The sequence below is a fragment of the Methylomonas sp. MS20 genome, from assembly GCF_050275925.1.
GTDB classification, from domain to species: Bacteria; Pseudomonadota; Gammaproteobacteria; order Methylococcales; family Methylomonadaceae; genus Methylomonas; species Methylomonas koyamae_A.
On sequence record NZ_CP189962.1, the window covers coordinates 42,183 to 64,763 of the forward strand.

21 protein-coding genes and 2 pseudogenes are annotated in these 22,581 nt (G+C 49.5%); 17 read left to right on the forward strand and 6 right to left on the reverse strand.

The annotated features are described in order from the left end of the window. Window positions 1–35 precede the first annotated feature (35 nt). Together ACQE3D_RS00170 and ACQE3D_RS00175 are read left to right on the forward strand one after the other, a co-directional pair. The gene (locus ACQE3D_RS00170; protein ID WP_313729438.1) at window positions 36–1,103 is read left to right on the forward strand and encodes a nucleoid-associated protein; all 1,068 of its coding nucleotides are present in this window, start codon (window positions 36–38) and stop codon (window positions 1,101–1,103) included. Then, window positions 1,104–2,405, forward strand: a complete 1,302-nt coding sequence (locus tag ACQE3D_RS00175; RefSeq protein ID WP_313729437.1) for a hypothetical protein — start codon at window positions 1,104–1,106, stop codon at window positions 2,403–2,405. Between the two features lie 384 nt (window positions 2,406–2,789). Here the strand turns inward: ACQE3D_RS00175 and ACQE3D_RS00180 are convergent, their stop codons facing one another. Then, entirely contained in the window at window positions 2,790–3,680 is an 891-nt protein-coding gene (locus ACQE3D_RS00180; RefSeq protein WP_313729436.1) for a LysR family transcriptional regulator, read from the reverse strand. A 165-nt stretch (window positions 3,681–3,845) separates the two neighbouring features. On the opposite strand from ACQE3D_RS00180, the gene ACQE3D_RS00185 reads away from it, so the two are divergent. The 9 genes from ACQE3D_RS00185 (at window position 3,846) to ACQE3D_RS00225 (ending at window position 15,836) form a co-directional block, all read left to right on the forward strand. Continuing rightward, window positions 3,846–4,565, forward strand: coding sequence for a pirin family protein (locus tag ACQE3D_RS00185; RefSeq protein WP_313729435.1), 720 nt, complete (start codon window positions 3,846–3,848; stop codon window positions 4,563–4,565). Between the two features lie 6 nt (window positions 4,566–4,571). Then, window positions 4,572–5,150, forward strand: coding sequence for an antibiotic biosynthesis monooxygenase (locus ACQE3D_RS00190; protein ID WP_313729434.1), 579 nt, complete (start codon window positions 4,572–4,574; stop codon window positions 5,148–5,150). Window positions 5,151–5,260: 110 nt separating this feature from the next. After that, entirely contained in the window at window positions 5,261–6,085 is an 825-nt protein-coding gene (locus tag ACQE3D_RS00195; RefSeq protein ID WP_313729433.1) for a helix-turn-helix transcriptional regulator, read from the forward strand. Window positions 6,086–6,336: 251 nt separating this feature from the next. Next, window positions 6,337–7,002 (forward strand): hydrolase, encoded by a 666-nt coding sequence (locus ACQE3D_RS00200; RefSeq protein WP_313729432.1) that lies wholly within the window; start codon window positions 6,337–6,339, stop codon window positions 7,000–7,002. A gap of 57 nt (window positions 7,003–7,059) precedes the next feature. After that, entirely contained in the window at window positions 7,060–8,937 is a 1,878-nt protein-coding gene (locus ACQE3D_RS00205; RefSeq protein WP_313729431.1) for an amidohydrolase, read from the forward strand. A gap of 44 nt (window positions 8,938–8,981) precedes the next feature. Further along, a complete protein-coding gene (locus tag ACQE3D_RS00210; protein WP_313729430.1) occupies window positions 8,982–10,340 on the forward strand; it encodes an alginate export family protein in 1,359 nt (452 codons plus the stop codon). Window positions 10,341–10,433: 93 nt separating this feature from the next. Then, window positions 10,434–11,855 (forward strand): mechanosensitive ion channel domain-containing protein, encoded by a 1,422-nt coding sequence (locus ACQE3D_RS00215; protein WP_313729429.1) that lies wholly within the window; start codon window positions 10,434–10,436, stop codon window positions 11,853–11,855. 945 nt (window positions 11,856–12,800) lie between these two features. Then, window positions 12,801–14,816 (forward strand): AIPR family protein, encoded by a 2,016-nt coding sequence (locus ACQE3D_RS00220; protein WP_313729428.1) that lies wholly within the window; start codon window positions 12,801–12,803, stop codon window positions 14,814–14,816. Window positions 14,817–15,035: 219 nt separating this feature from the next. Beyond that, complete coding sequence (locus ACQE3D_RS00225) at window positions 15,036–15,836, forward strand: hypothetical protein (protein WP_313729427.1); 801 nt, start codon at window positions 15,036–15,038, stop codon at window positions 15,834–15,836. 118 nt (window positions 15,837–15,954) lie between these two features. Here the strand turns inward: ACQE3D_RS00225 and ACQE3D_RS00230 are convergent. Continuing rightward, window positions 15,955–16,056, reverse strand: a pseudogene (locus tag ACQE3D_RS00230) (transposase domain-containing protein); the annotation flags it as partial. A gap of 1 nt (window position 16,057) precedes the next feature. On the opposite strand from ACQE3D_RS00230, the gene ACQE3D_RS00235 reads away from it, so the two are divergent. Continuing rightward, the gene (locus ACQE3D_RS00235) at window positions 16,058–16,384 is read left to right on the forward strand and encodes a hypothetical protein (RefSeq protein ID WP_313729426.1); all 327 of its coding nucleotides are present in this window, start codon (window positions 16,058–16,060) and stop codon (window positions 16,382–16,384) included. Between the two features lie 180 nt (window positions 16,385–16,564). Here ACQE3D_RS00235 and ACQE3D_RS00240 read toward each other — a convergent pair whose 3' ends face one another. Together ACQE3D_RS00240 and ACQE3D_RS00245 are read right to left on the reverse strand one after the other, a co-directional pair. Next, complete coding sequence (locus tag ACQE3D_RS00240) at window positions 16,565–16,870, reverse strand: BrnA antitoxin family protein (protein ID WP_313729425.1); 306 nt, start codon at window positions 16,868–16,870, stop codon at window positions 16,565–16,567. Continuing rightward, window positions 16,854–17,123 carry a BrnT family toxin gene (locus ACQE3D_RS00245; RefSeq protein WP_313729424.1) on the reverse strand — a complete coding sequence of 90 codons (270 nt, stop codon included), beginning with the start codon at window positions 17,121–17,123 and terminating at the stop codon, window positions 16,854–16,856. The genes ACQE3D_RS00240 and ACQE3D_RS00245 overlap by 17 nt, the downstream gene beginning before the upstream one ends. 1,063 nt (window positions 17,124–18,186) lie before the next feature. Here ACQE3D_RS00245 and ACQE3D_RS00250 point away from each other — a divergent pair. The 5 genes and pseudogenes from ACQE3D_RS00250 to ACQE3D_RS00270 all read left to right on the forward strand — a co-directional run. Beyond that, a complete protein-coding gene (locus ACQE3D_RS00250; RefSeq protein ID WP_231883784.1) occupies window positions 18,187–18,594 on the forward strand; it encodes a transposase in 408 nt (135 codons plus the stop codon). Further along, window positions 18,570–18,920, forward strand: a complete 351-nt coding sequence (gene tnpB / locus ACQE3D_RS00255) for an IS66 family insertion sequence element accessory protein TnpB (RefSeq protein ID WP_313727828.1) — start codon at window positions 18,570–18,572, stop codon at window positions 18,918–18,920. Before ACQE3D_RS00250 ends, tnpB begins: the two co-directional genes overlap by 25 nt. Before the next feature lie 31 nt (window positions 18,921–18,951). Continuing rightward, entirely contained in the window at window positions 18,952–20,511 is a 1,560-nt protein-coding gene (gene tnpC, locus ACQE3D_RS00260) for an IS66 family transposase (protein WP_313728405.1), read from the forward strand. Window positions 20,512–20,617: 106 nt separating this feature from the next. After that, complete coding sequence (locus ACQE3D_RS00265; protein WP_313729423.1) at window positions 20,618–21,193, forward strand: hypothetical protein; 576 nt, start codon at window positions 20,618–20,620, stop codon at window positions 21,191–21,193. 69 nt (window positions 21,194–21,262) lie between these two features. Next, window positions 21,263–21,472, forward strand: a pseudogene (locus ACQE3D_RS00270) (IS66 family transposase); the annotation flags it as partial. Window positions 21,473–21,497: 25 nt separating this feature from the next. On the opposite strand, the gene ACQE3D_RS00275 reads toward ACQE3D_RS00270, so the two are convergent. Next, on the reverse strand, window positions 21,498–21,944 hold the full coding sequence (locus ACQE3D_RS00275; RefSeq protein ID WP_313729422.1) for an abscisic acid-deficient protein Aba4 family protein: 447 nt from the start codon (window positions 21,942–21,944) through the stop codon (window positions 21,498–21,500). A gap of 123 nt (window positions 21,945–22,067) precedes the next feature. Further along, on the reverse strand, window positions 22,068–22,508 hold the full coding sequence (locus ACQE3D_RS00280; protein ID WP_313729421.1) for an SRPBCC domain-containing protein: 441 nt from the start codon (window positions 22,506–22,508) through the stop codon (window positions 22,068–22,070). Window positions 22,509–22,581 lie beyond the last annotated feature (73 nt).

The following is a 22,581-nucleotide window of genomic DNA, read 5'->3' on the forward strand; positions in this document are numbered from 1 at the left end:
GCAAGAAAAATCATTTAGTTTAAATGGAAAAAACGATGACAATAAATCATGCAATCATTCATCAGCTACTTAAAAATTCTGGCTCTAATGAAGCCGAGATAAAGCCCGCAAATGCTGTTTTAGATGTCACCGATGATCTAGTAATAAAGCTGGTAAATGATCTCAGTAAGATTTATGGAACCAAAGAGAACGGTGCTATCTACGGTACTTTCTCAGAATCCAACGTAACTAATCAGTTCCCGCAGACCATTAAAGACTACTTAAATGAGGAAAACGTTGAAAACTTTATGGCATTAAGCAGTCGATGCATGATTGAGCTTAAGCGTGAAGCGGAAGCAAAACAATCCTCTACTGGCGGTTATATAGTATTTGTGCAGTACAACCGCTTTCTGCTGATTGCTATGATCAAAGACAAGCAAGGATTAAAAGTTGATGAAAATCTCAAACCGATAAGTAGCACTTCAATTGACCTGGCTAAAATTCACCAAGCGGCGCGCATTAATTTATCTACCTATCAGGCAAATACAGAACCTAGAGAAGATGATGAGGCAGATGACGAAAAAGCATACTTGAGCTTCATAAGCCCAAGAACTAATCAGGATGTTTCGGGCTATTTTATTAAAGCTTTGAATTGTACAGACGGGGTTCCGAGCTCACGCGCAACCAAAGCCATTTTTTCTGCAGTGGATGAGTATTTTCAGGCTAATGAAAATTTAAAGCCCTTCAGAAAAAGGGCGCGAGATAACCTTGTTAAGTATCTCGAAAAATGCCTAGAAGACAATAAGCCTGCGCATTTGGACGAGGTTGATCATGAAGTTCGCAAGGTGGTTCCTGCAGATCATCATCAGGCATTAAATGATTTTACTCGTGTTGCAAACAGCGAGAAGTTTCAAGTCCCTATCACGTTTGGCGTGAATAAAACCAAACTGAAAGACTACGTACGAATTCGTGAATCAACGTCAACTTGGGAATTAAATTTTGATAAAAAGGCAGTCGGCATAGATCGAAATGCCGAATTGTTTTACAACAAGGAATCGGGCACACTGACGATCAAATGCCCACCAAGGCTAATACAAGCCATTGATAAGACATTAAGCGAATAAATGTCCATAACACCCCAATTCCAAAAACTGGTAGACCTATATCGGCTGCTTCAACGGCCACCTATAGAACATACCAAATTCTGTGCTCAAGTAAATTACAACGATGAGCATGGAAGGCTTTTGTCTGGATTATGGGGGGAAAATTGCTGCAACTTAACTATTACCGTTAATGGAACAGACTATTCAACGGATATGGAGGAGGAAATTCCCGACCTGGTGGTGGGGCAGTCGATTGGGATTGAGGTTTCGGCCCCCCGTACCGAACGTTGTTTTTTTTATGCCGATACGAACGATTGGCTCAACTCTGCGAGTCCGTTACCAAAAGGCAATTTGCCGAATAATACGTATTTATGCAAAGAAGACACGGTCGTTGCGGATGATGCGAATCTACCTGAGATCGTCCTGGTGAGAACAGTTTGTTCTTTGATTCGGTTATTGGGAGAAATTGCGCATTATCGGGACGGAAGTCCAGATAGTAATGAAAGCTATCGTTTAGTTTATGTGATACCCGATAAAGACAATAAAATTTATCACCCGGTTACCCTTCAGACACAATTTACATCTGATCTTTTAAAGTATGCTGCACCCGATATTTCTGTTCTGGAGAGCATTTTAAATGAGCGGAACCAAGCTCGTTCAATACACGCCAGCGAGCGTGTCAGCATTTTTCAGATAGCTCTAGCTGAGTTTATTGAGCACATTCCTAATAATGAACCTGCATTTTTATATTTAATCGAGCATTGGAATGATGTGATTGAAAGCTTTAACAAATCTTGGGATCGCTATTTAAGCGGTTTTACATTTGATAAGCTAAAGGCTGAACTTGCTGATCAACAAGCAGCGGCTTCTCAAAAACTCAGCGATATTGTAAGCAGCTTAAGTGGACGCCTATTCAGTTTACCAATCGCAATTTCAGGTATTGGTATCCTTGAAAAAGCGGATTCTGATGTAGCGAATTGGTTTTATTTACTGAGTAACCTTTTGGTTTCCTATATGGTTTACAGTGCTGTAGGCATTCAGAAAGACAACTTGGCAAATGCACAGTCTAGCTACCAGATGTCATTGAGTAAATTCAAAAGGGATAAGGGGATCGATCAGCGGGACAATGAAATCATTCAGATTCTACAAAATGTCATTAAAACCCTAGACGCTACTTTTTCTAGGTTAAGCTGCAGGCTGAAATTTTTTGCCTGGATTGCTTGGTTACCATTAATCGCTTCATTAACGTATATGTTAATAAAAGCCAATGATTCTTTTTGGCTGGATTTGATTCAAGTAGTTAAAAAAATTTATCCCTGCTAAGGGAATTACCAGCGCTAAACCCCGTCATGCTAGATTTTTAGTTCGCATCGCCACGGTTTACCTTTCCTTATGTAGAGTAAGCCCCGGTTAAACTTTATTGTATAAGCTGTTGAATTTAAAGTATTTTAATTCTTTTATCACAAATTGTGAGATTTTGTTAGGTTTTTGCCGTTAATTATGAGATTTTTTTAAGTATTGGAAGTCTCATAATTTATGCAACTCGTTGATTTTTATTGGGGTCAATTTTTCATTAATTATGAGATCCGACAATCGGAATTACCCAAATGGGTGGTGCTGGGCATTAGTATTTCCAAATGAGATCGAAACTACTCGGATAACCGGTAAAGCCGACGCTAAAGCTGGGTAATGGTATGCGCCGATATTTCAAACGTCGCTTAACAGCGGCCGGCTTAATGTTTGGTACCACCAATTGGCCGCTTCACCTTTATTTGCGGTACGCATTGCCAGCCACACCGGTTCCGACGGACGCGCTTCTGCAACCTGCAACTCCATCAGCGATCCGGTTTCCAGATCTTGGGCAACTAATCGTCGCGGTAAAAAGCCAAAGCCCAATCCGGCCCGTTGAAATTGGATTTTGGTGTCGATATTCGGCACCGTAATGCGTTTTTGTCCAGACAATAAGCCTACCGTTTTTGCCGGTAGCGACCGGGCGCTGTCGGCGACGGCGATAACCGTATGCATATGCAGGATGTCGGTTTTAATTGGCTGATTCGCCGCAGCCAACGGGTGGACGGGCGCGACGCAAAATGCAAAATCCACGGTATCGATTTGCCTGACTTGATAGCCGCTCCAATTCGGGCAATCGCCGACGGCTATGACGATATCCGCCCGTTCCTCACGTAATGCCTCCCATACCCCACTCATCACTTCCGTGGTGAAGCGAATGCGGGTTCCGCATTCCAGGGTATTAAACTCATGCAAATCGTTAATAAACACCCTGCTGGGTATCAGTGAATCAAACACCACGGTCAGCTCGGCTTCATATCCCGACGCGATTTTATATAGCCGAGATTCGAGATCGCCAAAGGCGTGCAATAACAAACGCCCTTCGTTTAACAAGGCATTTCCGGCCGGAGTTAGCGAAAGCTTGGGGCCATTGCGTTCGAATAATTTCAGATTCAATTGTTCTTCCAATTTGCCGACGGCATAGGAAATGGTGGAGGGTACGCGATGCAGCAGTTCAGCCGCGCCCGACATCGATCCGGTGCGGTCGATCGCATCGATAATTTGAATAGCTTCCAGCGATAACTTCATTAGATCTCCAAAACCACTTTCGAAAAAATCGAATATTAAAAGCAAAATAACTCGTTTTAAATACTAAAAACTCAGGAGTATTCTAATTTCACTCGCTTAAAACCCCAAGATTTCAGACAAAAGCTGAGTGAATGTTAATTCGAAATTTTTGAAAGGAGCTAGATCATGCTGGAAATTCGTCCCGCCCACCGCCGAGGTAGCGCTCAGTTCGACTGGCTATTCTCAAGACACACTTTTTCCTTTGGCAATTACTACGATCCGCAGCAAAGCGGATTTTCCGATTTGTTGGTGATCAACGAAGATATTGTGCAGCCGGGTAAAGGCTTTGGCACGCATCCGCATCGGGACATGGAAATTTTTACCTATGTCATCGACGGTGCGCTGGCGCACAAAGATTCGATGGACAACGGCTCGGTGATCGAAACCGGAGACGTTCAGTTAATGACTGCCGGAACCGGCGTGACTCATAGCGAGTTCAATCATTCGCAGAGCGAGTTGGTGCATTTTCTGCAAATTTGGCTGGTGCCGAGTAGCAAAGGCGTCGAGCCGCGCTATCAGCAAAGTCATTTTAGCCCCGCGCAAAAACAAGGCCGGCTGGCGCTGATTATTTCGCCGGACGGTGCGGAAGGATCATTGTCGGTTTACCAAGATGTGCGGGTTTACGCCGGCTGTTTCGATGTCGGCGAACAGGCGCAGTTAACGCTCGCGGATAACCGTTATGCTTACGTGCATCTGGTACGCGGCACCTTGACCGCGAACGGTACCGTGCTGCACGCTGGCGATGGCGCCCGCATCCGCGGCGAGAGCCTAATCGATATACAACAGGGCCACAATGCCGAAGTGTTGGTGTTTGATTTACGCCCGCATGAGAAACCCAGCCGGTAGTGCGCCATGAACGAAATCAGCCAAACGCCGCCCAACAACGAACAAGTTTTTTTCGCCATCCGCCATCGGCTGAAAAAAGGTAAGCGCAACCTTCAGCAGTATGAGCGTTGGTTAAGCAAAATCATGCCGATCGCGGCGAGCTTTCCGGGGCATTTGGGGGTACAAGTCGTCCGGCCGCCGGACGGCCACAACGAGTATCTGATCGTGGTGCGCTTTGCCGGAATCCAGGCCTTGGAATTCTGGCAGCGGTCTCCGGAACGCCAGCAGTTGCTTCAGGAAATTACCGGGATTCTGGACAGCGAAGAAGCGATCGACATCAAAACCGGCATCGATTACTGGTTTACCCCGCCGGCGGTGGGTAAGCATCCGCGGCGTTGGAAGCAATGGCTGGTGACGACGTCGGTGATCTGGCCGTTGACGATGTATGTGCCGCCAGCGATGGAACCCCTGTTTGTAAAGTATCCGCAGCTGGGGGAGTTCGGCATTCGCCAGGGTGTATTGGCTTTGGTTATCGTCGGTTTGGTGGTGTATTTGATTATGCCGCTCTATGTCCGGCTAATCGCGAAATGGTTTTTTAAAAGTTAGCGTCCGAATTATGCCTAGGGCGAAAGTCAACGGCAGCGGACTGTGGCAATCGTTACCGCAGTCCTGGCAAAGCCTATTAAGACCACTTTAATAACGGGACAGACTGAATTATGGGACAAACTCCTTCCAGCAAAATACTGAACTGGCAGATTGAAGGTTGCCATTTTTCTCGCTTCGATATATCGCCCGAGCAGTCGATTTCATTGGAAAAAATCTTTCACGATGAAATTGCCATTATCGGTTTTTCCGGTGCGGTTTGGAAAAGCCGGCAAAATGGTCAGAACTATCTTGAAACGCCAAATTGTCTAGTGATGCGCGATGCGGGGCAAATATTCTCCCTGAAATCGGCTTTTATAAACAAGGACGGTGCAATTTGTCGCGAAATCAAAATCAGCCCTCGGCAACTGATCGATTATTGCGAAAAGCATGAGTTAAGCAAGTTTGTATTGGATTTTAAAAATCCGATCATTGATAACCTGTATTTACGGAATTACTTTGCCGATACGCATAGAGTTTTAGAAGCCAGCCAATGTGCCCTGGAACAATCGACTTGTCTGGCTTTGTTTGTGAATCGGTTTTTGCAGCAAGTGACAGGCAATCATTACGCTTGCCCGCAACTATTAAAGCCTTCGAAAGTGAAAATATCCATTGAATATTTGCGGACTTTTTATAATCGAAACATTTCTCTGAACGAGCTTTCGGAAGTCACTAAATCGAATCCGTTTGTGCTATTAAGGAATTTTAAAAAATGCTTGGGAATTACGCCCCACGAATATTTGCAAGCGTATCGAATTATTCAAGCCAAAAAGTTTATTTCTACCGGAATTGCATTAACCGACGTTGCGATATTGTGCGGTTTTGCCGATCAAAGTCATCTAAATCGCGTGTTTAAAAGAAAAGTTGGAGTAACACCGGGCCAATTTCGAAACGTTTAATCGAGATTGTTTACCCGCCGAATTACTGTCATTTGTACGGTAAAACTGTCATGGGTTTTGTAGCACTTTTCCTACCGGCTCCTCCATGTTTCGCTTTGCCTTTTGTTTACAGGAGAGATATTAAACCATTTTATTTATACGTTAATTTTTAAGAAAAAAAGTCAATATTGTTCAATACCCAAGCCACAGAGCTTGGTCAAATACAAGTCCGTGAATTCGGACTTAATCAATTTAGTTTAAAGGAGCAATCAATGAGCGCAGCCACCGAAAAACTTATTACCCCCGATAATTGTGCGTTTATTTTTATCGACCATCAACCGCAAATGGCTTTTGGCGTGACCAATATCGACCGCCAATTACTCAAGAACAACGCTGTCGCGATGGCCAAAACGGCCAAGTTGTTCAATATTCCTACCGTTCTCACCGCCGTCGAAACCGAATCATTCAGCGGCTATATTTGGCCCGAGTTGATGGATGTGTTGCAGCAAGACCCGATCGAACGTACCAGCATGAATAGCTGGGAAGACGAGGCCTTCGTCGCCGCCGTTAAAAAAACCGGACGGAAAAAATTGGTGATGGCTGCGTTATGGACGGAAGCTTGTCTGATCTTCCCAACCATCTGCGCGCTGGCGGAAGGCTATGAAGTCATCATGAATACCGATGCCTCGGGCGGTACTTCTGTAGAAGCGCACAATGCCGCCATCAGGCGCGCCGAACAACATGGTGCGGAGTCGATCACCTCGCTGCAGGTGCTTTTGGAACTGCAACGCGATTGGAGTCGTAAAGAAACCTATGTCGGCACAACGGATATTGCCCGCGAACATTTTGGCGCGTACGGCATGGGTATCGACTATGCGGCCAGCCTGGTGCACGACTATGGGCAACGCGCCAAATATCCGCACAAAGTTAATCAATAAACGGCGGCGAATTGAATGCGTTTCCCTGATAAATACAGTTGATGAGGTGCGTGGCATATGAATCCTTCTAGCCCGGAGACCATTTTATTTAATGGCAAAATCACGACACTGGATCCAGTACAGCCGGAGGTCAGCGCGATCGCCATCGCCGCCGGCAAAGTTCTTGCGTTAGGCTCGGATGCACAGATCCAGGCGCTGGCGACCGCCGATACCGTCGCCATTGATTTGCACGGTAAACGGGTCCTGCCGGGCTTGAACGACTCGCACCTGCATTTGATTCGCGGCGGCTTGAATTACAACATGGAGCTGCGCTGGGAAGGCGTTGGCAGCATCGCCGATGCCTTGGCGATGCTGCAGCTGCAAGCGGCCAGAACGCCGGCGCCGCAATGGGTGCGGGTGGTTGGCGGTTGGAGCGAGTTTCAATTTAAAGAAAGGCGGATGCCGACCCTGGCGGAAATCAACGCCGTTTCGCCGGATACGCCGGTGTTTATCCTGCATCTCTATGATCGGGCGTTATTGAACGGCGCCGCGTTGCGCGCCGCCGGCATCGGTAAAGACACGCCCGATCCGCCCGGCGGCAAAGTTCAGCGCGACGCCAACGGCAATCCGACCGGGATGTTGATTGCCGAACCCAATGCGATGATTTTGTATTCGACCTTGGCCAAGGGGCCGAAATTGCCGCTGGACGATCAGATCAACTCCACCCGGCATTTCATGCGCGAGTTGAATCGTTTGGGCGTGACCAGTTGCATCGATGCCGGCGGCGGTTTTCAAAATTACCCGGAAGACTACCAGGTGATCGAACAACTGCATGCAGACGGACAGATGACCGTCCGCATCGCCTACAACTTGTTTACCCAAAACAAGGGCGGTGAGCTGGCGGATTTTCAGAAATGGGCCGGCGTTGTCAAACCCTACAGCGGCGACAGTTACTTTCGCCAGAATGGCGCGGGCGAGATGCTGGTATTTTCCGCCGCCGATTTCGAAGATTTTCTGCAACCCCGCCCGGATATGGCGGCCAGCATGGAAAAAGAGCTGGGCGACGTGGTTCGGTTTTTGGTGGAGAATCGCTGGCCGTTCCGGTTGCATGCTACTTACGACGAAACCATAGACCGGGCGCTGGATGTGTTCGAGGCGATTGATCGCGACACCCGTTTCGACGATTTGCGCTGGTTTTTCGACCATGCCGAAACCGTCAGCGAAATAAATCTGGCGCGGATCAAGCAGTTGGGTGGCGGCATTGCGGTACAGCACCGCATGGCCTTTCAAGGCGAATATTTTGTAGACCGCTACGGTAAAAAGGCAGCCGAGCATACTCCGCCGCTGCGAAAAATGTTGGAAATGGGCATCCCGGTAGGCGGCGGCACCGATGCCACCCGGGTTGCCAGTTTTAATCCCTGGGTCTCTTTGTATTGGCTGGTAACAGGCAGAACGGTCGGCGGGTTGCCGCTCTACGGCGAGAGCAATTGCCTGGAACGCGAAGAGGCCTTGCGTCTGTGGACCGCCGGCAGCGCCTATAAATCGAACGAAGAGACGGTAAAAGGCGCGTTGTCGCCAGGCATGTATGCCGACCTGATCGTGACATCGCACGATTTCATGACCGTCGCCGACGAGACCATCAAGGCCATTAGCTCGCTGCTGACCATGGTAGGCGGGAGGATTGTTTACGCGGCGGATGATTTCAGCCGGTTCGATACGCCGTTGCCGCCAGCCAGTCCGGATTGGTCTCCAGTGCGCTATTTTGGCGGCCATCAAACACCGCAAACGCATTATGCGTTACCTGCCGCTTCATGCGCAGCGCACACCTGTGCGATTCACGGTCATCACCCAGGCCACGACGGCAAGCTCTCTCGCTGGTTGGGGCTGGACAATGCTGGAAAACAAGCACAGTTTGACAATCCGTGGGCACTGGGCTGCGGCTGTTTTGCCTACTAGTAGCGGCTCGCCTTCATGCAAAACCGCGAATGAGGTCATTGCCAATGAAACCCGGACTCATGCCATTGGCCTTATTGCTGGTTAGCACCGTAGGGATCGCGCAAGAGACCGAGCCGGGTTTTAACAGCAACCGCTGGCAGGAAAATTACCAATACCTTGCCAAGCACACTCGGCGGAGCAGCTATGAATCGCTCAAATACCTGCCGCTGACCGCCGACCGCGAGGACGTGTATTTATCCTTGGGCGGAAATTTTCGGGAACGTTTCAATAGCTACGACAACGATTTGTTCGGCCTGAAAACACACGCCGACGGCCAGCAATTTTTGCATCGCTTTTTGCTGCATGCCGATCTCCATGTCACCGAACACTTGAGGGCCTTTGTGCAATTGGGCAGCTATCTGTCTAATAACCTGGGGTTGCGGAAAGGGCCATTGGATAACGATAGCGCGGATTTACAGCAGGGTTTTATCGACTTGCATTTTCAAGCCGTGACCGCTCGAGTGGGGAGGCAAGAGTTTGCGCTGGGTTCGTCCCGTTTAATCAGCGCACGTGAAGGCCAAAATGCGCGGCGAGCTTTCGATGGCATGCGGCTTTCGCTAAAGAACGACTATCTGGACCTGGATGCGTTCGGTTTTGAAGAAGTGGCGATAACACCGGCGACTTTCGACGACCAGGGAAATACCCAAGAAAAACTCTGGGGGTTGAACAGCAAATGGTCGTTCAAGCCAACCGATGCCGAAATCTATTACATTGGCCTGCAACGTAAAGAAGCCCATTATCAAAACACCATCGCCGACGAATCCCGCCATTCGTTCGGCAGCCGGGTGTTCGGCAAGCGGTTTGGCTGGGACTGGAATTTTGAAGGCATTTACCAAATCGGCAGCTTCGGACCTTTGACTATCAATGCCTGGACTGCGGCATCCAACACCGGCTATACCTTTGCCACCCCAAGCTGGCGACCGCGCTTGGGTTTAAGCGCCAATATTGCCAGTGGCGACAGGAATGCCAAAGACCGGCAGCTGAATACCTTTAATCCCTTATACCCCAATCTGTCGTATTTTGAGGAAGCGGCGATACTGGCGCCGCAGAATTTTTTTAATGTGATGCCGAATCTCTCCTTGCAGCCGCTGCCGGGCATCCGGCTGTCCGTTGATTGGAATTTTTACTGGCGATTATCAAAAAACGATGCGGTATATACGCGAGGACTCAACCCATTGGAGCAGACGCTAGGGACTAACGGTCGATTTGTCACCCAAGCCCTTTCCACCAATATAGAGTGGGAAATCGATAAGCATTTTTCGCTTGGTTTTAGTTACAGCCATTTTTTTGCGGAACAGGTGATTACCGAAGCGGGAGGACGGGATACCGACTACGTCCGTACCCAATTCAACGCGGTATTCTAAAAACGGGTTCCGTTGCAGTTGGTTGATGCAATTGCCGGCGAGTTTGCCCCATAATCGGGGAAATTTTTCCGGTTTTTACGACTAAGTTAATTTATGGCTATGGATTCATCCGCCTTGCTGTCCCAACCTTTCCTATTCTTTGAAACGCCAATATTTACGCTGGGTACGCAATCGGTCAATGTCATTTGGTTGGCTAAATTCACGCTGTGTCTAGGGTTGATGCTGTTGGTCGTCCGCTGGATACGCCATATCCTGAATACGCGCTTGTTGGTCGGCCTGGTTGTCAACGAAGGCGATCGCAAACTGATCGCCAATCTCGCCGGTTTTACGCTGTTGGCGGTTGGTGTCGTAGCGATCATGCAAGTCATGGGCATCAAATTCGAGACACTGGCGCTCATTTTCGGCGGCCTGGGAGTCGCGGTCGGTTTTGGCTTGCAAGACATCACCAAGAACATTGCCAGCGGCATTACCTTGATGAGCGAACGCAAACTAAAAGTGGGCGATCTTATTTATTTTGCCGGTGGCGAAGGACGCATCCGGGATATTTTTCTGCGCTCGACCGTGATTACATCGTTCCAAGGTTCGGAACTGATCATTCCCAATGTTCAGCTCACCAACAATATCGTGGAAAAATGGGGGTATCAAGCCAAGCGTGGGCGGGTTGAAATTCCACTTGTGGTCGAACAGCACAGCAATCTGGTATTGGTAACCGAGTTGTTATTGAAAGCCGCCGGCCAGGAACCCAACGTATTAAGCGATCCGGCACCCAAAGCCTTGCTTCAGGGGTTTGGCGATATCGGGTTGAATTTCGAACTGTGGGTTTGGACCGATCATATCGATCAACGTAGCCTGATCAGAAGTGCGTTAAACTTTCGGATTGAATACTTATTTCGACTGCATGCCATTAAAATTCCCTATCATCCGACGAATAACCGGAACCTTTACCCGGTCACCGATGCGGCCACCAACCTGATCAACGGTTCGCCGGAAGCGGCAAGCATGCCGTCCATACACAATGCTCTCATTGAGCTGCCTTATTTTCAGTATTTCGATGAACTGGAAATACGCGAACTGATAGAACAGGGCTCGCCGCGTTATTTCAATCCTGGCGACATTTTGGTTAAACAGGACGAATACTTTCCATTTTTCTGCGTCATGCTCAAAGGCGAGGTCGATGCGATATTCGAGAACGAGAAAGTCAGTCAGCGCTTGTTTAGCCTGCAACATCGCGATTTTTTCGGCGAACTGCCCTTGCTTTTGAAGATTCCCTATCCGACATCGATGCGCGCCGTCGGCGAAGTTGTTTTGTTTACAATACCTGAGGATTGCTTTGCGGACCTGTTAAGCCGTTATCCGCAAATCAAGGCCGCCGTAAGCGAAGAAATGCTGAAGCGGCAGGAATACATTCAACTCTGTCAATCGTCGTTGAAAAAAATGGGTTTGCTCCCTGAAGAATTCGACAATAATCCGGTCACATGGCTAAAAAGCCGGCTCATGAAGCTGTGGGGGAATTGATCTCTTTCATTTTTTACAGACAAGCCGTAATCTCGGTTGTTGGGGAGACTAGGATCATGCAATATGCCTAACCCCCGGGCCGGATAGAATAGGTTTAAGAGGATGAGCGCGCCTGGGATCTTCTGGAGGTTGGCTGACCAGAATCTGAAAGAGAGAAACTCCAATGAGTGGCAAGGCTTGATCTCGATTGAATGTCACTATAAGTACAACTTTAGTGTGTTCAAAATCCGTTTTGCTAGTCCTGTAAGCTATTGAATTCAATGGGGGTAAATTCCCGCCATCACAAATTATGAGATCTGACATGCCGATTGAAAATCATGAAACCGTCGGAAGCGCTCAAATCCAAACGCATGGCGATACGCCAGATCGTTGGCCGGTTTCGAGCTGTCGAGTGACACAAAAAGTGAAAACTGTGCCAAATGAGTGAAAAACTAATGACACAAAAAATGAAAAAATCCGACAGTACTTGCTCATTTATTTCAAACTGAGCACTCGCGAGGCAGGTGCCCTTTCTTGGGATGGTACCTGCTCTCCTAAATTGATTTTGATTGTCAGGATTTTTGGTTTGATAGGGAAAAATCTAAGGGAATGGAAAAAATGCACATAGTGTGTCGGTCAATTCTGGCAAAAGCAGTCTACAGCAGCCATATTGATTCAATTGTGCACTGAATGCCACTGCATATTCCCGGCCTATACCAGCGCAATATTCCACCCCAAACCATCCCCAATTCCAATATGTTTGCGACAGTACAGAGCGAGGATTTTTGATAACTCGAACTGTCGCTATCGACCCGTTGCGGCCTGTCTTCCGAAGTGATTCAATGGCAGCAACTTGACCGTCACCAGTCATAAATGCAAAAAATAAATTCTCGCTCAGCTGTGCATTTTTAGATTGGATATGCAGTTAACGAATTCATTGGTAACTTATTCATCAAAATCCGCAGCATGGCAAAGAACGACCGACTTCTATTAGATGGAATTATTGACGATCGTGTTGTAAGCAAACAACCATCGGAAAAGCGTGATGAGGCGTTTGAGTACCTCGCATTGGAGCAAATCCTAAAAGAATTCGATCTCTCGACTGATGAGATTCTTTACGGATCAATTGACGGAAGGGGGGACGGTGGAATCGATGGTTTTTTCATCCTAGTAAATGGTCATCTGCTACAGGATGTCGAATCTTTTGTATGGCCCCGCTCCAACTCAGAGCTTAAGCTAGTTCTGATTAGCTGCAAGCATCACGATACCTTTAAGCAAGCAACATTAGACTCACTTATTGCAACTCTTACAGAGTTGCTAGATTTTTCAATTGATGACGTAGAGCTAAAAGGAGGGTATTCCGAAGACCTGCTGCGTATGCGTGGAAACCTGAAGTTCGCATATAGAAAGCTCTCGCCACGACTCGCAAACTTTACAGTTAATGTGTACTACGCATCGCGTGGGGACACTGGTGAAATTGGTGACGAGGTTGCAGCCCGCGGACGACAAATAGCATTGCTTGCAGAAGATAGCTTTCGATCCTGTACATCCAATTTCACCTTCGTCGGCGCTACTGAGCTTGTAGAACTCCATCGAAAATTTCCAAACTACTCGTTGGAGTTACCATTCGTCGAGGCACTGTCAAAAGGCGAACGTTATGTGGTTCTTGCACGACTTTCCGACTACTATAAATTCATTTCCGATGGAGGAAAGCTCCGGCGCTACCTATTTGAGTCCAATGTCAGAGACTTCATGGGTCTCAATCGCGTGAATGAAGACATAAAGGTAACGCTCGATAACAAGAATTCGCCTGATTTCTGGTGGCTAAACAATGGTGTGACTGTTCTGGCTACTTCTGCTGCGATTACAGGCAAATCAATCCAAGTAAGTGATATTCAAATCGTTAATGGCCTTCAAACAACGGAGTCAATTTTTAGACACTTTGAGCAAGAACCGGGGAGTCTTGATGATCGTTGTGTCCTGGTAAAGGTGATTGTCACAAAAGACGAAGCCATACGTGACGCCATTATTCGCGCAACAAACAACCAAACAGACGTCGAGTTGGCTTCGCTCCACGCTACTGACAAAATTCAACGAGATATTGAGGATGTCTTTTTGCGGCATGGACTGTTCTACGAGCGAAGGAAAAACTTTTACGCAAACCAAGGGCACCCTCCTGCCGAGTTGGTGACTCCACTATATGCAGCCGCCGGCTATGTCGCTCTCATGCTCAAGAAACCACACATTGCGGCTTCACTCAGATCCAAGTTCATGAGATCAACGGAAACTTACGAGGCTGTCTTTGATGAGGCAGTACAGCTCGATGTCTGGCCTAGGATTGTTCAGCTCCTGAAGAAAGTCGATATCGAGTTGGAGATTCTGCGACCACAAGGGAAAGCAACAGACAGGTTCCTTAAAGGTTGGCGCTATGTGACGGCATTTTTGGTTTTGGCACAACACTTTCGCAAGTTTACGTATTCGGCCACAGAGCTTGCCACCTTAGATGTCTCCCAAATTACGCCCCAAGCAATCGAGCAGGTTTGGCATCAACTGAATGCCCAAGAATCCGCGAGCGCTCGAATGGGAGGCTGGACATCGCGTAAGAATGTGCTTGCAGCATGTGAAAAGGCGGCAAGCACGTTTGGTATAACGGGCGGGAAGGCGCTCTCGAACACCCAACCTGTAATTTACCAGCCGTCGTGCCGAACTCCGTTACGCCCCGTTATTACTAGCGAATTTGTTGAAAGGGTACGAGCTTTGCTACCACCTCAACCCTGGAAGCCGGGAATAAATAAAAAGGTATGTGCAGAATTGGGGTGTGAAACCTCGGCCTACTTTGCCGCTGTCGAGATGTTGATCGAAGATGGTGTATTTCTTAGGCAACGAGATGGTGTTCTTTACGATCCCGAAGGCAATGTAGTTGCTTTCGATACAGAACGAGTGGATCCGGATACCCTTGAACTACTAACGAACAAAACCTAATACTGCGCTCAGCCTGAACGTTACCGCATGCTGTTTCAATGCACCGAGGGCGTTGGTCGGGCCATATTTGGCCATTATTTCTGATCACCGAATGATATACCGTGTAGGAAGTTCTATACCAACCAATCAGTTATCGCTCAAATGAGATTTTGCTTGGTAATTTACTGAAACACTTCTTTATTGGTTAGCTGTCAAACCCATGATCGTACCTTGAGGTCTATGTCTCTTATAAAAATTGTCTTCGCTATTGCGGCCTTTGTGCTCGCCTCTTTCTCGGTGTGTGCTGAAGAAGCCAAGGCTTGTCCTTCACGCCCCCAAGCACGGAAGAATGTAACAGCCTCTTCAGCGAAACCAAACGTCCATGAAGTGACCGTTTTTTGCGGTTCGGCAACAGTGACTCAATATGTCGGTGACCCCATGGTCGAAAAGTCTGCGACGGATGGGCATTCCGAACCAACGTCTCTTGAAAAGTTACTCGAAGCGATAGCAAAAATTCTTTCCAGCATTGCTTGGCCCATCGCCGCAGTCTTTATTGCCCATTATTTCAAGAAAGAACTGGCAATTCTCCTGGCTCGTCTTAAGCGTCTCAAAGCTGGCGCAGCGGAAGCAGAGTTTGCTGATCAGTTGAGAGAAACTGAAGAGGAAGTTGAGATTGAGCGAACACCCGATGCTCAAGCGGTAACGCCTGCTGCTATCGAGGGTGCCGCTGCCAATCCAAGAGGAACAATCTTATCTGCTTGGCTTGAGGTTGAAGCCGCAATCCAATGGCTCCATGAAGTTAAAGGGCTCGCTCGGCCAGCGGTTCGACCAATCAGAGGGGTTTTACCATTGATGCGAGAAATTCAAAGGGCAGAAATCCTTGACTTCAATTACGTTGCTCTTTTTCACGATCTCCGATCCCTTCGAAACAACGCAGTACATGACCCAGATTTCAATCCTCCGGCCGAGTCAGTGGTCCATTACGTTCAGCTTGCACGAGAGTTAACGTCAGCGTTGAAGAAAGCCGCTATGGAGGTTTAATGCATTCACCCTCCGGATGCTTAGTGATGAAGTTGCGCAGGGCCGGTTACCTCACCGTTATGCGTAAGCGCTTTATGAACCCCGTCATTGATTTTCCGAACAGAGCGTTACGGGTTTGTTAGGTTATTGAATTGTTGAAATGCCAAGGCAGCAATGCCTCGAAGTCTTCGACGGTTTTGGCCTGGGGTAACTGGCGGAACAACGCCACCAGATAGGTGTAGGTGTTAGCGGAAAATGTTAAAGATGCATACCCTAATGTATGTATCCAAATCTGGCATCCTGAAAAAGACCTATATCAATATCTCTATTTCCAGACGGCTCATTTCGATTCCGGTGCGACCGAAGCGCCAATCCATTTGCCACCAACGGCAGCAGAATATAGAAAACAGATGAATATGATTCGGGAATCTGATTTTGGAAAAATTCTCTTTGACTCACCGGCAGCCAAGGAACAACTTATTGGGCTAGATCTCATTGCTTATCGTCATTTTCAAACACCGATTCCACCTTCAGTTTGGTATTCGCTTCTAAACAATGTTGCTATTTAAGTTACAAAGTACTTTATATGAGTCCCTTTCAAGGTCAAATGGCTTCTAGGGAGCACAGAAACGGGGTCAAGTATTGCATAAAGCATTTACAGGTAAATACGTAAAGGCAGCTATCTATTCAAGAGCTGTCATACGTAATAGTAACGTAACGACTTGAAGGCGTTGTGACCATGATGAAAATCAGCCCGTTCTATTTTCCGGGTGTTCTTTCAACCACGTTTTCAGGGCGTCATTGATGCGGGTTTGCCAGCCGCTTCCGGTTGCCTTGAAAGCCTCGACAATATCGGCATCCAGACGAATGGCGGTAAATACTTTGGGATTAGCCTTGCGCGGCCTGCCGCCTTTGGGTTTTAGCATTTCAGCTGCGATTTCCTCACCAAAAAGTTCCGGTAGCACCTCTGATGACGGGCGAGCGCGGGCAAAGTCTTGTTCTGTCCATTCCGGGTTATCCTCGTCGAGCGAAGCGGGGTTAATTCGATTGGCCATAGCGTTTTTCCTCTCGTTTATTCGCTTTTCTAAAACTGATGATATGCAGGGCATCGTCACGGGTTGTAAACACCACGGCAAAAAGACGGTCTTCAATCCTGCCGAATGCTCTGAAGCGCCGTTCACCATAATCCTGGCGGGTGTCTTCCATGATCAAGGCATGTTGCCAAGCGAAGTTTTCGACCATAGTGAAAGGCAAACCGCGTTCCTGGATATTTCGGGCGTTCTTGGCGGGATCAAAAGTCAATCTCATCAGGTTATTGTATAGACAAAATCATGATAAGCCCATCATGACTCATCCCACTTTCATGAATTTACGATGCTGACCTTAGAAAGGCTAACAACAAGATGCCATCGATACTCTGGGCAAGTTTTTTTCTCTGGCTCGTGACAGACAAAATGCCATGGAGGTATACGCCGAAGCGTTGCAAGTCCAAGGTCTACTCGCTCTGAACGTATTAGACGACAGGCATGATGCGTCACACATTAGAGTGGTATTGAAACTGGGATTAGGACGGCCAGTTTTAGCCAAGACGGATAGGATCGGTGTACTTTCCCATCTCCCATCATTTGGCTCAAAATTGGTTCTATCTGGCAAGCTTGAGCGCAAACAACGGCGCCAAGTGCCATATATAAAAATAAGCGATTGTAATAAAAGGTGTTTTCTTGTGGCTCACGATTGATTTATGAGCCAAGCTTACCAGTCAAAATCGGCGAGACCCCCAGAAATTGCGGCATAAAATCGGCTTGAACGCATTCCCATGAGCCCCGACCGCATATAAACCCAAGCCGAAGGCGTATAAAAAACGCTAGAAGTTGCCTTCCGGCCTTTGGAAGGTGCCTGCGGCTGGTTTGAGCGTGCCTTCCGGTGTTTCGGATGCGCCTTCCTGGGTTGCGAAGGTGCCTTCCGGACATTTTTATGTGCCTTCGGGTTGGATTTATGCGTCTTCCAAGCCTTTGGGAACGCCTTCGCGGCCGTCGGAAACCCGCCCGGATGCTTCGGAAATGACCACAAGGCGATTGCTCATGCCTTCGCCCTGTTTTATCGGCCAATAGTGCGACATTTTACCGCACTTGTAGAAGCGGAGAGCTTACCTATAATTCGTCGCGACCTATTTTTAGTGTTAGAAATCCCGTCGATGGATCATTTCCGCTATGCCGGCTTTCGGATTCGCCGATTCCCGCATGGCTTTAATCGCTTTGTTTTAAAAAGGAGAGCATCCCATGGCTAAATCGTAAGCGGTCCTTTAACAGCATCTGTATAAACAGCTCGAAAGGAACGAAGATAGTGTCCACTTATAATCAGGTGGACACCTATGAAGGAGCATAACACGCGATTATCGCGGCCATTAATCGTGGGGCACGGGCGAGACGGCCGTTGCCTTTATGATCCGGAAGCCAAGCGGGAGCTAGTGAAAGTTTGCTTGCATTCGGGCACATCGGTTGCCAAGATCGCTCTGCAATACGGTATCAATGCCAATCTGCTGCGCAAGTGGATGGGGCATTACCGAGAAACAGGACATCCGAATCCGAACAGTCCATTAACGTTGCCGGCTTTTGTGCCCGTTCAGTCGCTGAGCGCAGAGAAACCGGCTGAGTCAGCGCTCAGTGCGGAGTTGCCCAACGGCGTTAAACTCGCGTTACAGCCTGTCGCACTGAGCGACCTGCCGGTGATTTTGAAGGCGTTGGCCGAGCTGCCATGTTTCGTTTCGACGCAGGATTGAAGGTCTACCTGCACCGCGAGCCGGTCGACGGCCGCAAGGCCATCAATGGTTTAGCGCTGCTGGTTGAGCAGGCATTAGGCTTGAATCCGTTCGAGCCGGCCATCTACGTGTTCAGCAACCGCCGGCGGGATCGGATCAAACTGCTGTTGTGGGACCGCACCGGTTTTTGGTTGATGCTCAAGCGGCTGGAAGCCGACCGTTTTCACTGGCCGAAAGAGGCAGCAGTTGTGATGTTGACGGTCGAGCAACTCCACTGGTTGTTAGCCGGTATTGACTTGGCCGCGATGCGGCCGCATCCGGCACGAACCTATACCCAAGTGGGCTGAAACGCGGATGTAAAGCCGGTAAAATAACGGCATGACGCCCACCATCACGCTGTCCACCGAAGACTACCAAGCCTTGCTGGCCGAGCAGCAACGGCTGGCGAGTCAACTGCGGTTGGTGACGGTCGAGCGGGATTTATTGAAAGAACGTGTGGATGCCTTTCTGCATAGGCTGTATGCCGCAAAATCCGAGGCGCGGGCCAATCCGGCCCAGCGCGACCTGTTCCTGAACGAAGCCGAAGTGTTGGCGCCGAACGGTGCTCCAATCGCCGAGGAAGCCACGCCCGAAGCGGTCGAGGTGGCCGGTCACCGCCGTAAGAAACGCGGTCGCAAACCGCTCGATCCGCATCTGCCGCGTGAGATCGTGCGCCATGAATTAGCGGAAGCCGAACGCATCTGTGCGCATGACGGTACTCGTCTGGTGGAAATCGGCGCTGAAATCAGCGAGCAGCTCGACATCGTGCCGCAACAGGTGCGAGTCATTCAACATCACCGCGTCAAATATGCCTGCCCGTGCTGCGATGAAAGCATTCGCGTGACGCCGGCACCGGTTCGCATCATCCCCAAAGGCTTACTCACCGAAACGGCATTAGCCTGGGTCGTCACCGCCAAATACCAGGATAGCCTGCCGCTGTATCGGCAAGCCGCGCTGTTGAGCCGTTTCGGCGGCGATCTGTCGCGCAACACGCTGGCGGCTAGCATGGTGCGGGTTGGCGACGCAGTGCAACCCATCATCAACTTGCTGCGCGACCATCTGCTCGATGCCGATCTGATCCTGGGCGACGAAACCGTGGTTCAAGTGCTCAAAGAATCCGGCCGAGCCGCGCAAAGCAAAAGCTATCTGTGGGCACAAATGACCGGCTCCGGACCGCCGATTCGGCTGTTCAGCTACACGCCGGGGCGCGGCGGAACGCATGCGCAGCCGTTGTATGAAGGCATCAAACCCGGCGCGGTACTGATGAGCGACGGCTATGAGGTGTATAACGCCATTGCAGCCAGCCGGGGTGCGATTCACCTCGGCTGTTGGGCGCATGCGCGGCGTTATTTTGTCGAGGCCGAAGCCGCCATTCCTAAAGCCGCGCGCGGCCCGGAGCAACTGGCGACGCAGTTTATCGCGGCGATGGGTGAACTGTACGCGATTGAAACTCAGACGGAAGACCTGAGCGTCGAACAGCGTGGGCAGCGGCGCCAGGAGCAAAGCCGACCGGTTTTGGTCAAAATCGAAGCCCTGCTGCTACAACATCTGCATGCGGTAATCCCCGGTAGTTTGCTGGGCAAGGCTTTGCATTACTTGTCATCGCAGTGGTCCAAACTGATCCGCTTCGTCGACAACGGCGCTTGGCCCATCGACAACAACCTCTGCGAAAACGCCATACGCCCCTTCGTGGTGGGCCGCCGCAATTGGTTGTTTTGCGATACGGTGGCCGGCGCCCGTGCCAGCGCTAATCTTTACTCGTTGATCGAAACCTGCAAGGCCAATAGCGTCGACCCTTACACCTATCTGGTCGATCTGTTCCGAAAGCTTCCCACCGCAAAAACTGTCGAAGAGTTCGAAGCGCTGTTGCCTTGGAATCTCGACGCCCTAACGGACTAATCGTACGCCAACGGTTAAGTCATTGTCCGTTTCAGTTCTAGTGCGTCCTTCAAAGATCGCTTACGCTAAATCGGATTATTTTCCGCGTCCCGATGGCGAGTTATTGATGTGGCATGATCGATTTATCTTGAATCTTGCCAGTTTGAAAACGCAGCTGGGCTTATCCGATGAGGATATTGCCGGCTGCGGTAGCGATAATAAGGAACTGCACGGTAAAGTGGCCGCCGCCAATATTGCCGCGGCTGCCTCTCATCATGCCACCGCCGAGAAACAAGCGTATCGCAATCAATTGGAGGATAAGGTAAGAGCTTTGGCTCGGCGTATCAAATCTCATCCCAGTTACACGGATGCGCTCGGCAATCTGCTGGGTATCGTCGGCGCGGAAATCAGTACGGATTTATCGGATGCCAAACCGATTTTGAAGGCGGTCGATCAGACCGGCGGTATTGTGGTGTTGAGTTTTCAAAAGTCCAAAAGCGACGGCATCAATATTTATTCGCAACGCGACAACGATAGCGAGTTTTTGTTTTTAGCGCGCGATACGCTAACCCGCTATGTCGATAACCGTCCGCTGTTGATTGCCGGCAAGCCGGAGTTACGGCGTTATACGGCGGTTTATGTGGTCAAGGATGTTGAAGTCGGCCAATTCAGCGACGAGTTGGTCGTCAGTTGCGCGCCTTAATCGGATAACCCAAGTCTTACCGAGCGGCCTGATCGGCAAAGCCTTGGCGTACCGGGCACGCATTGGGCAGCGCTCACCGTCTATCGCGAAGACGGGCGGCTGGACTTCGACAACAATGCCGTCGAACGCGCCATTCGCCCCTTCCGGATTGGCCGCGACAATTGGATTTTCGCCGATACCGTTAACGGCGCCAAGGCCAGCGCCAAAAGGACTGCGCAAGGCTCGAACGCTTGCGGACATCGAACGACGAATGCCATGGGCCGCCGAATCCTACTATAACTAACTGAACTAAGTGGGGTAGACCTCACTGCGGCCGCGCCCGCTTTGCGCTGAGTAGCGCTCGACTTGCCAGGTAAAGCAATAGTCCGAGCGGGCCAAACAGGAACGTGGTGGGCAGGGCGATAACAAGCGGAAGGCGGGAATTGCCTTCGGACGAGGCGTCGTCGACCAACCACCTGCCGACGAGAAGGTCGAAGGCGAGAAAGTGCGTCCAAGCGCCGAGCATCTTGCCAGGGGCGGCGAACAGAATCTGCACGGCCTCAAGCGACTGAAATCCTCCGCCGGGCGTTGAGCCCCAGTACCGAGCGAGAAACGCGACATAAGCCGTGCAGAGCAGGAGTGGTGCTACTCGACCGCTGACGAACAAGATGTTCTCGCGAGCTCGGCCGGCCCGTAGTGGAGCCGCGAACGCAAGGCCCAACCAGGCCGCCATGGCGGCAATGCTTACGATGGAGAAGGCGCTTTCGGGCAAGGTGATGTCCCTTATTTGGCCGCATGCGCGGCGGGTTTGTGTGAGGTCTAAAGCTAACCGGGCGCGGCACGGAAAACTGAAAAATAAAGCCGTTGTAAAACCGAGCTCCGATCGAGCGCCATGTTATGCATTGGGGCCTTTGCCGAGCACACGTGTCAGACGATCAATATTCTGCTCGTTTGCGGAGCCAACCCTTTGCTTGACGGCTTGAGCTGTTTCGGCGTCTTCGAATACTTGTTCCCAAGTCAAGTGCGTACCTTCGCTGACAGGAATGAGTTGCACGGTAAGCTTGAAGTTTGGAGGGCAATCATGATGGATCACGATTTTGGTATCAGGTACAAGTTCCTCGAAGAAACTGTCATTGGGATAGTTGTTCCCATCAGGGCCGTGCATGATGAACTTCCAGCGACCACCTTCAGTGAACTCAAAAATTTCAAAGGTGTTGGAAAAACCTTCAGGCCCCCACCATAAAGCCAACAAATCAGCCGACGCAAAAGCGCGGTATATTTCCTTGGGCGTGTATGGCAAGTTTCTGGAAGTGCGCATTGTTCTATCTTCACTCATAACCATGACTCCGAGGTAAGTTGGGTTATTACTGCATAACGTCTTAATTCACCGGCCTACTCAACTTTTCGCG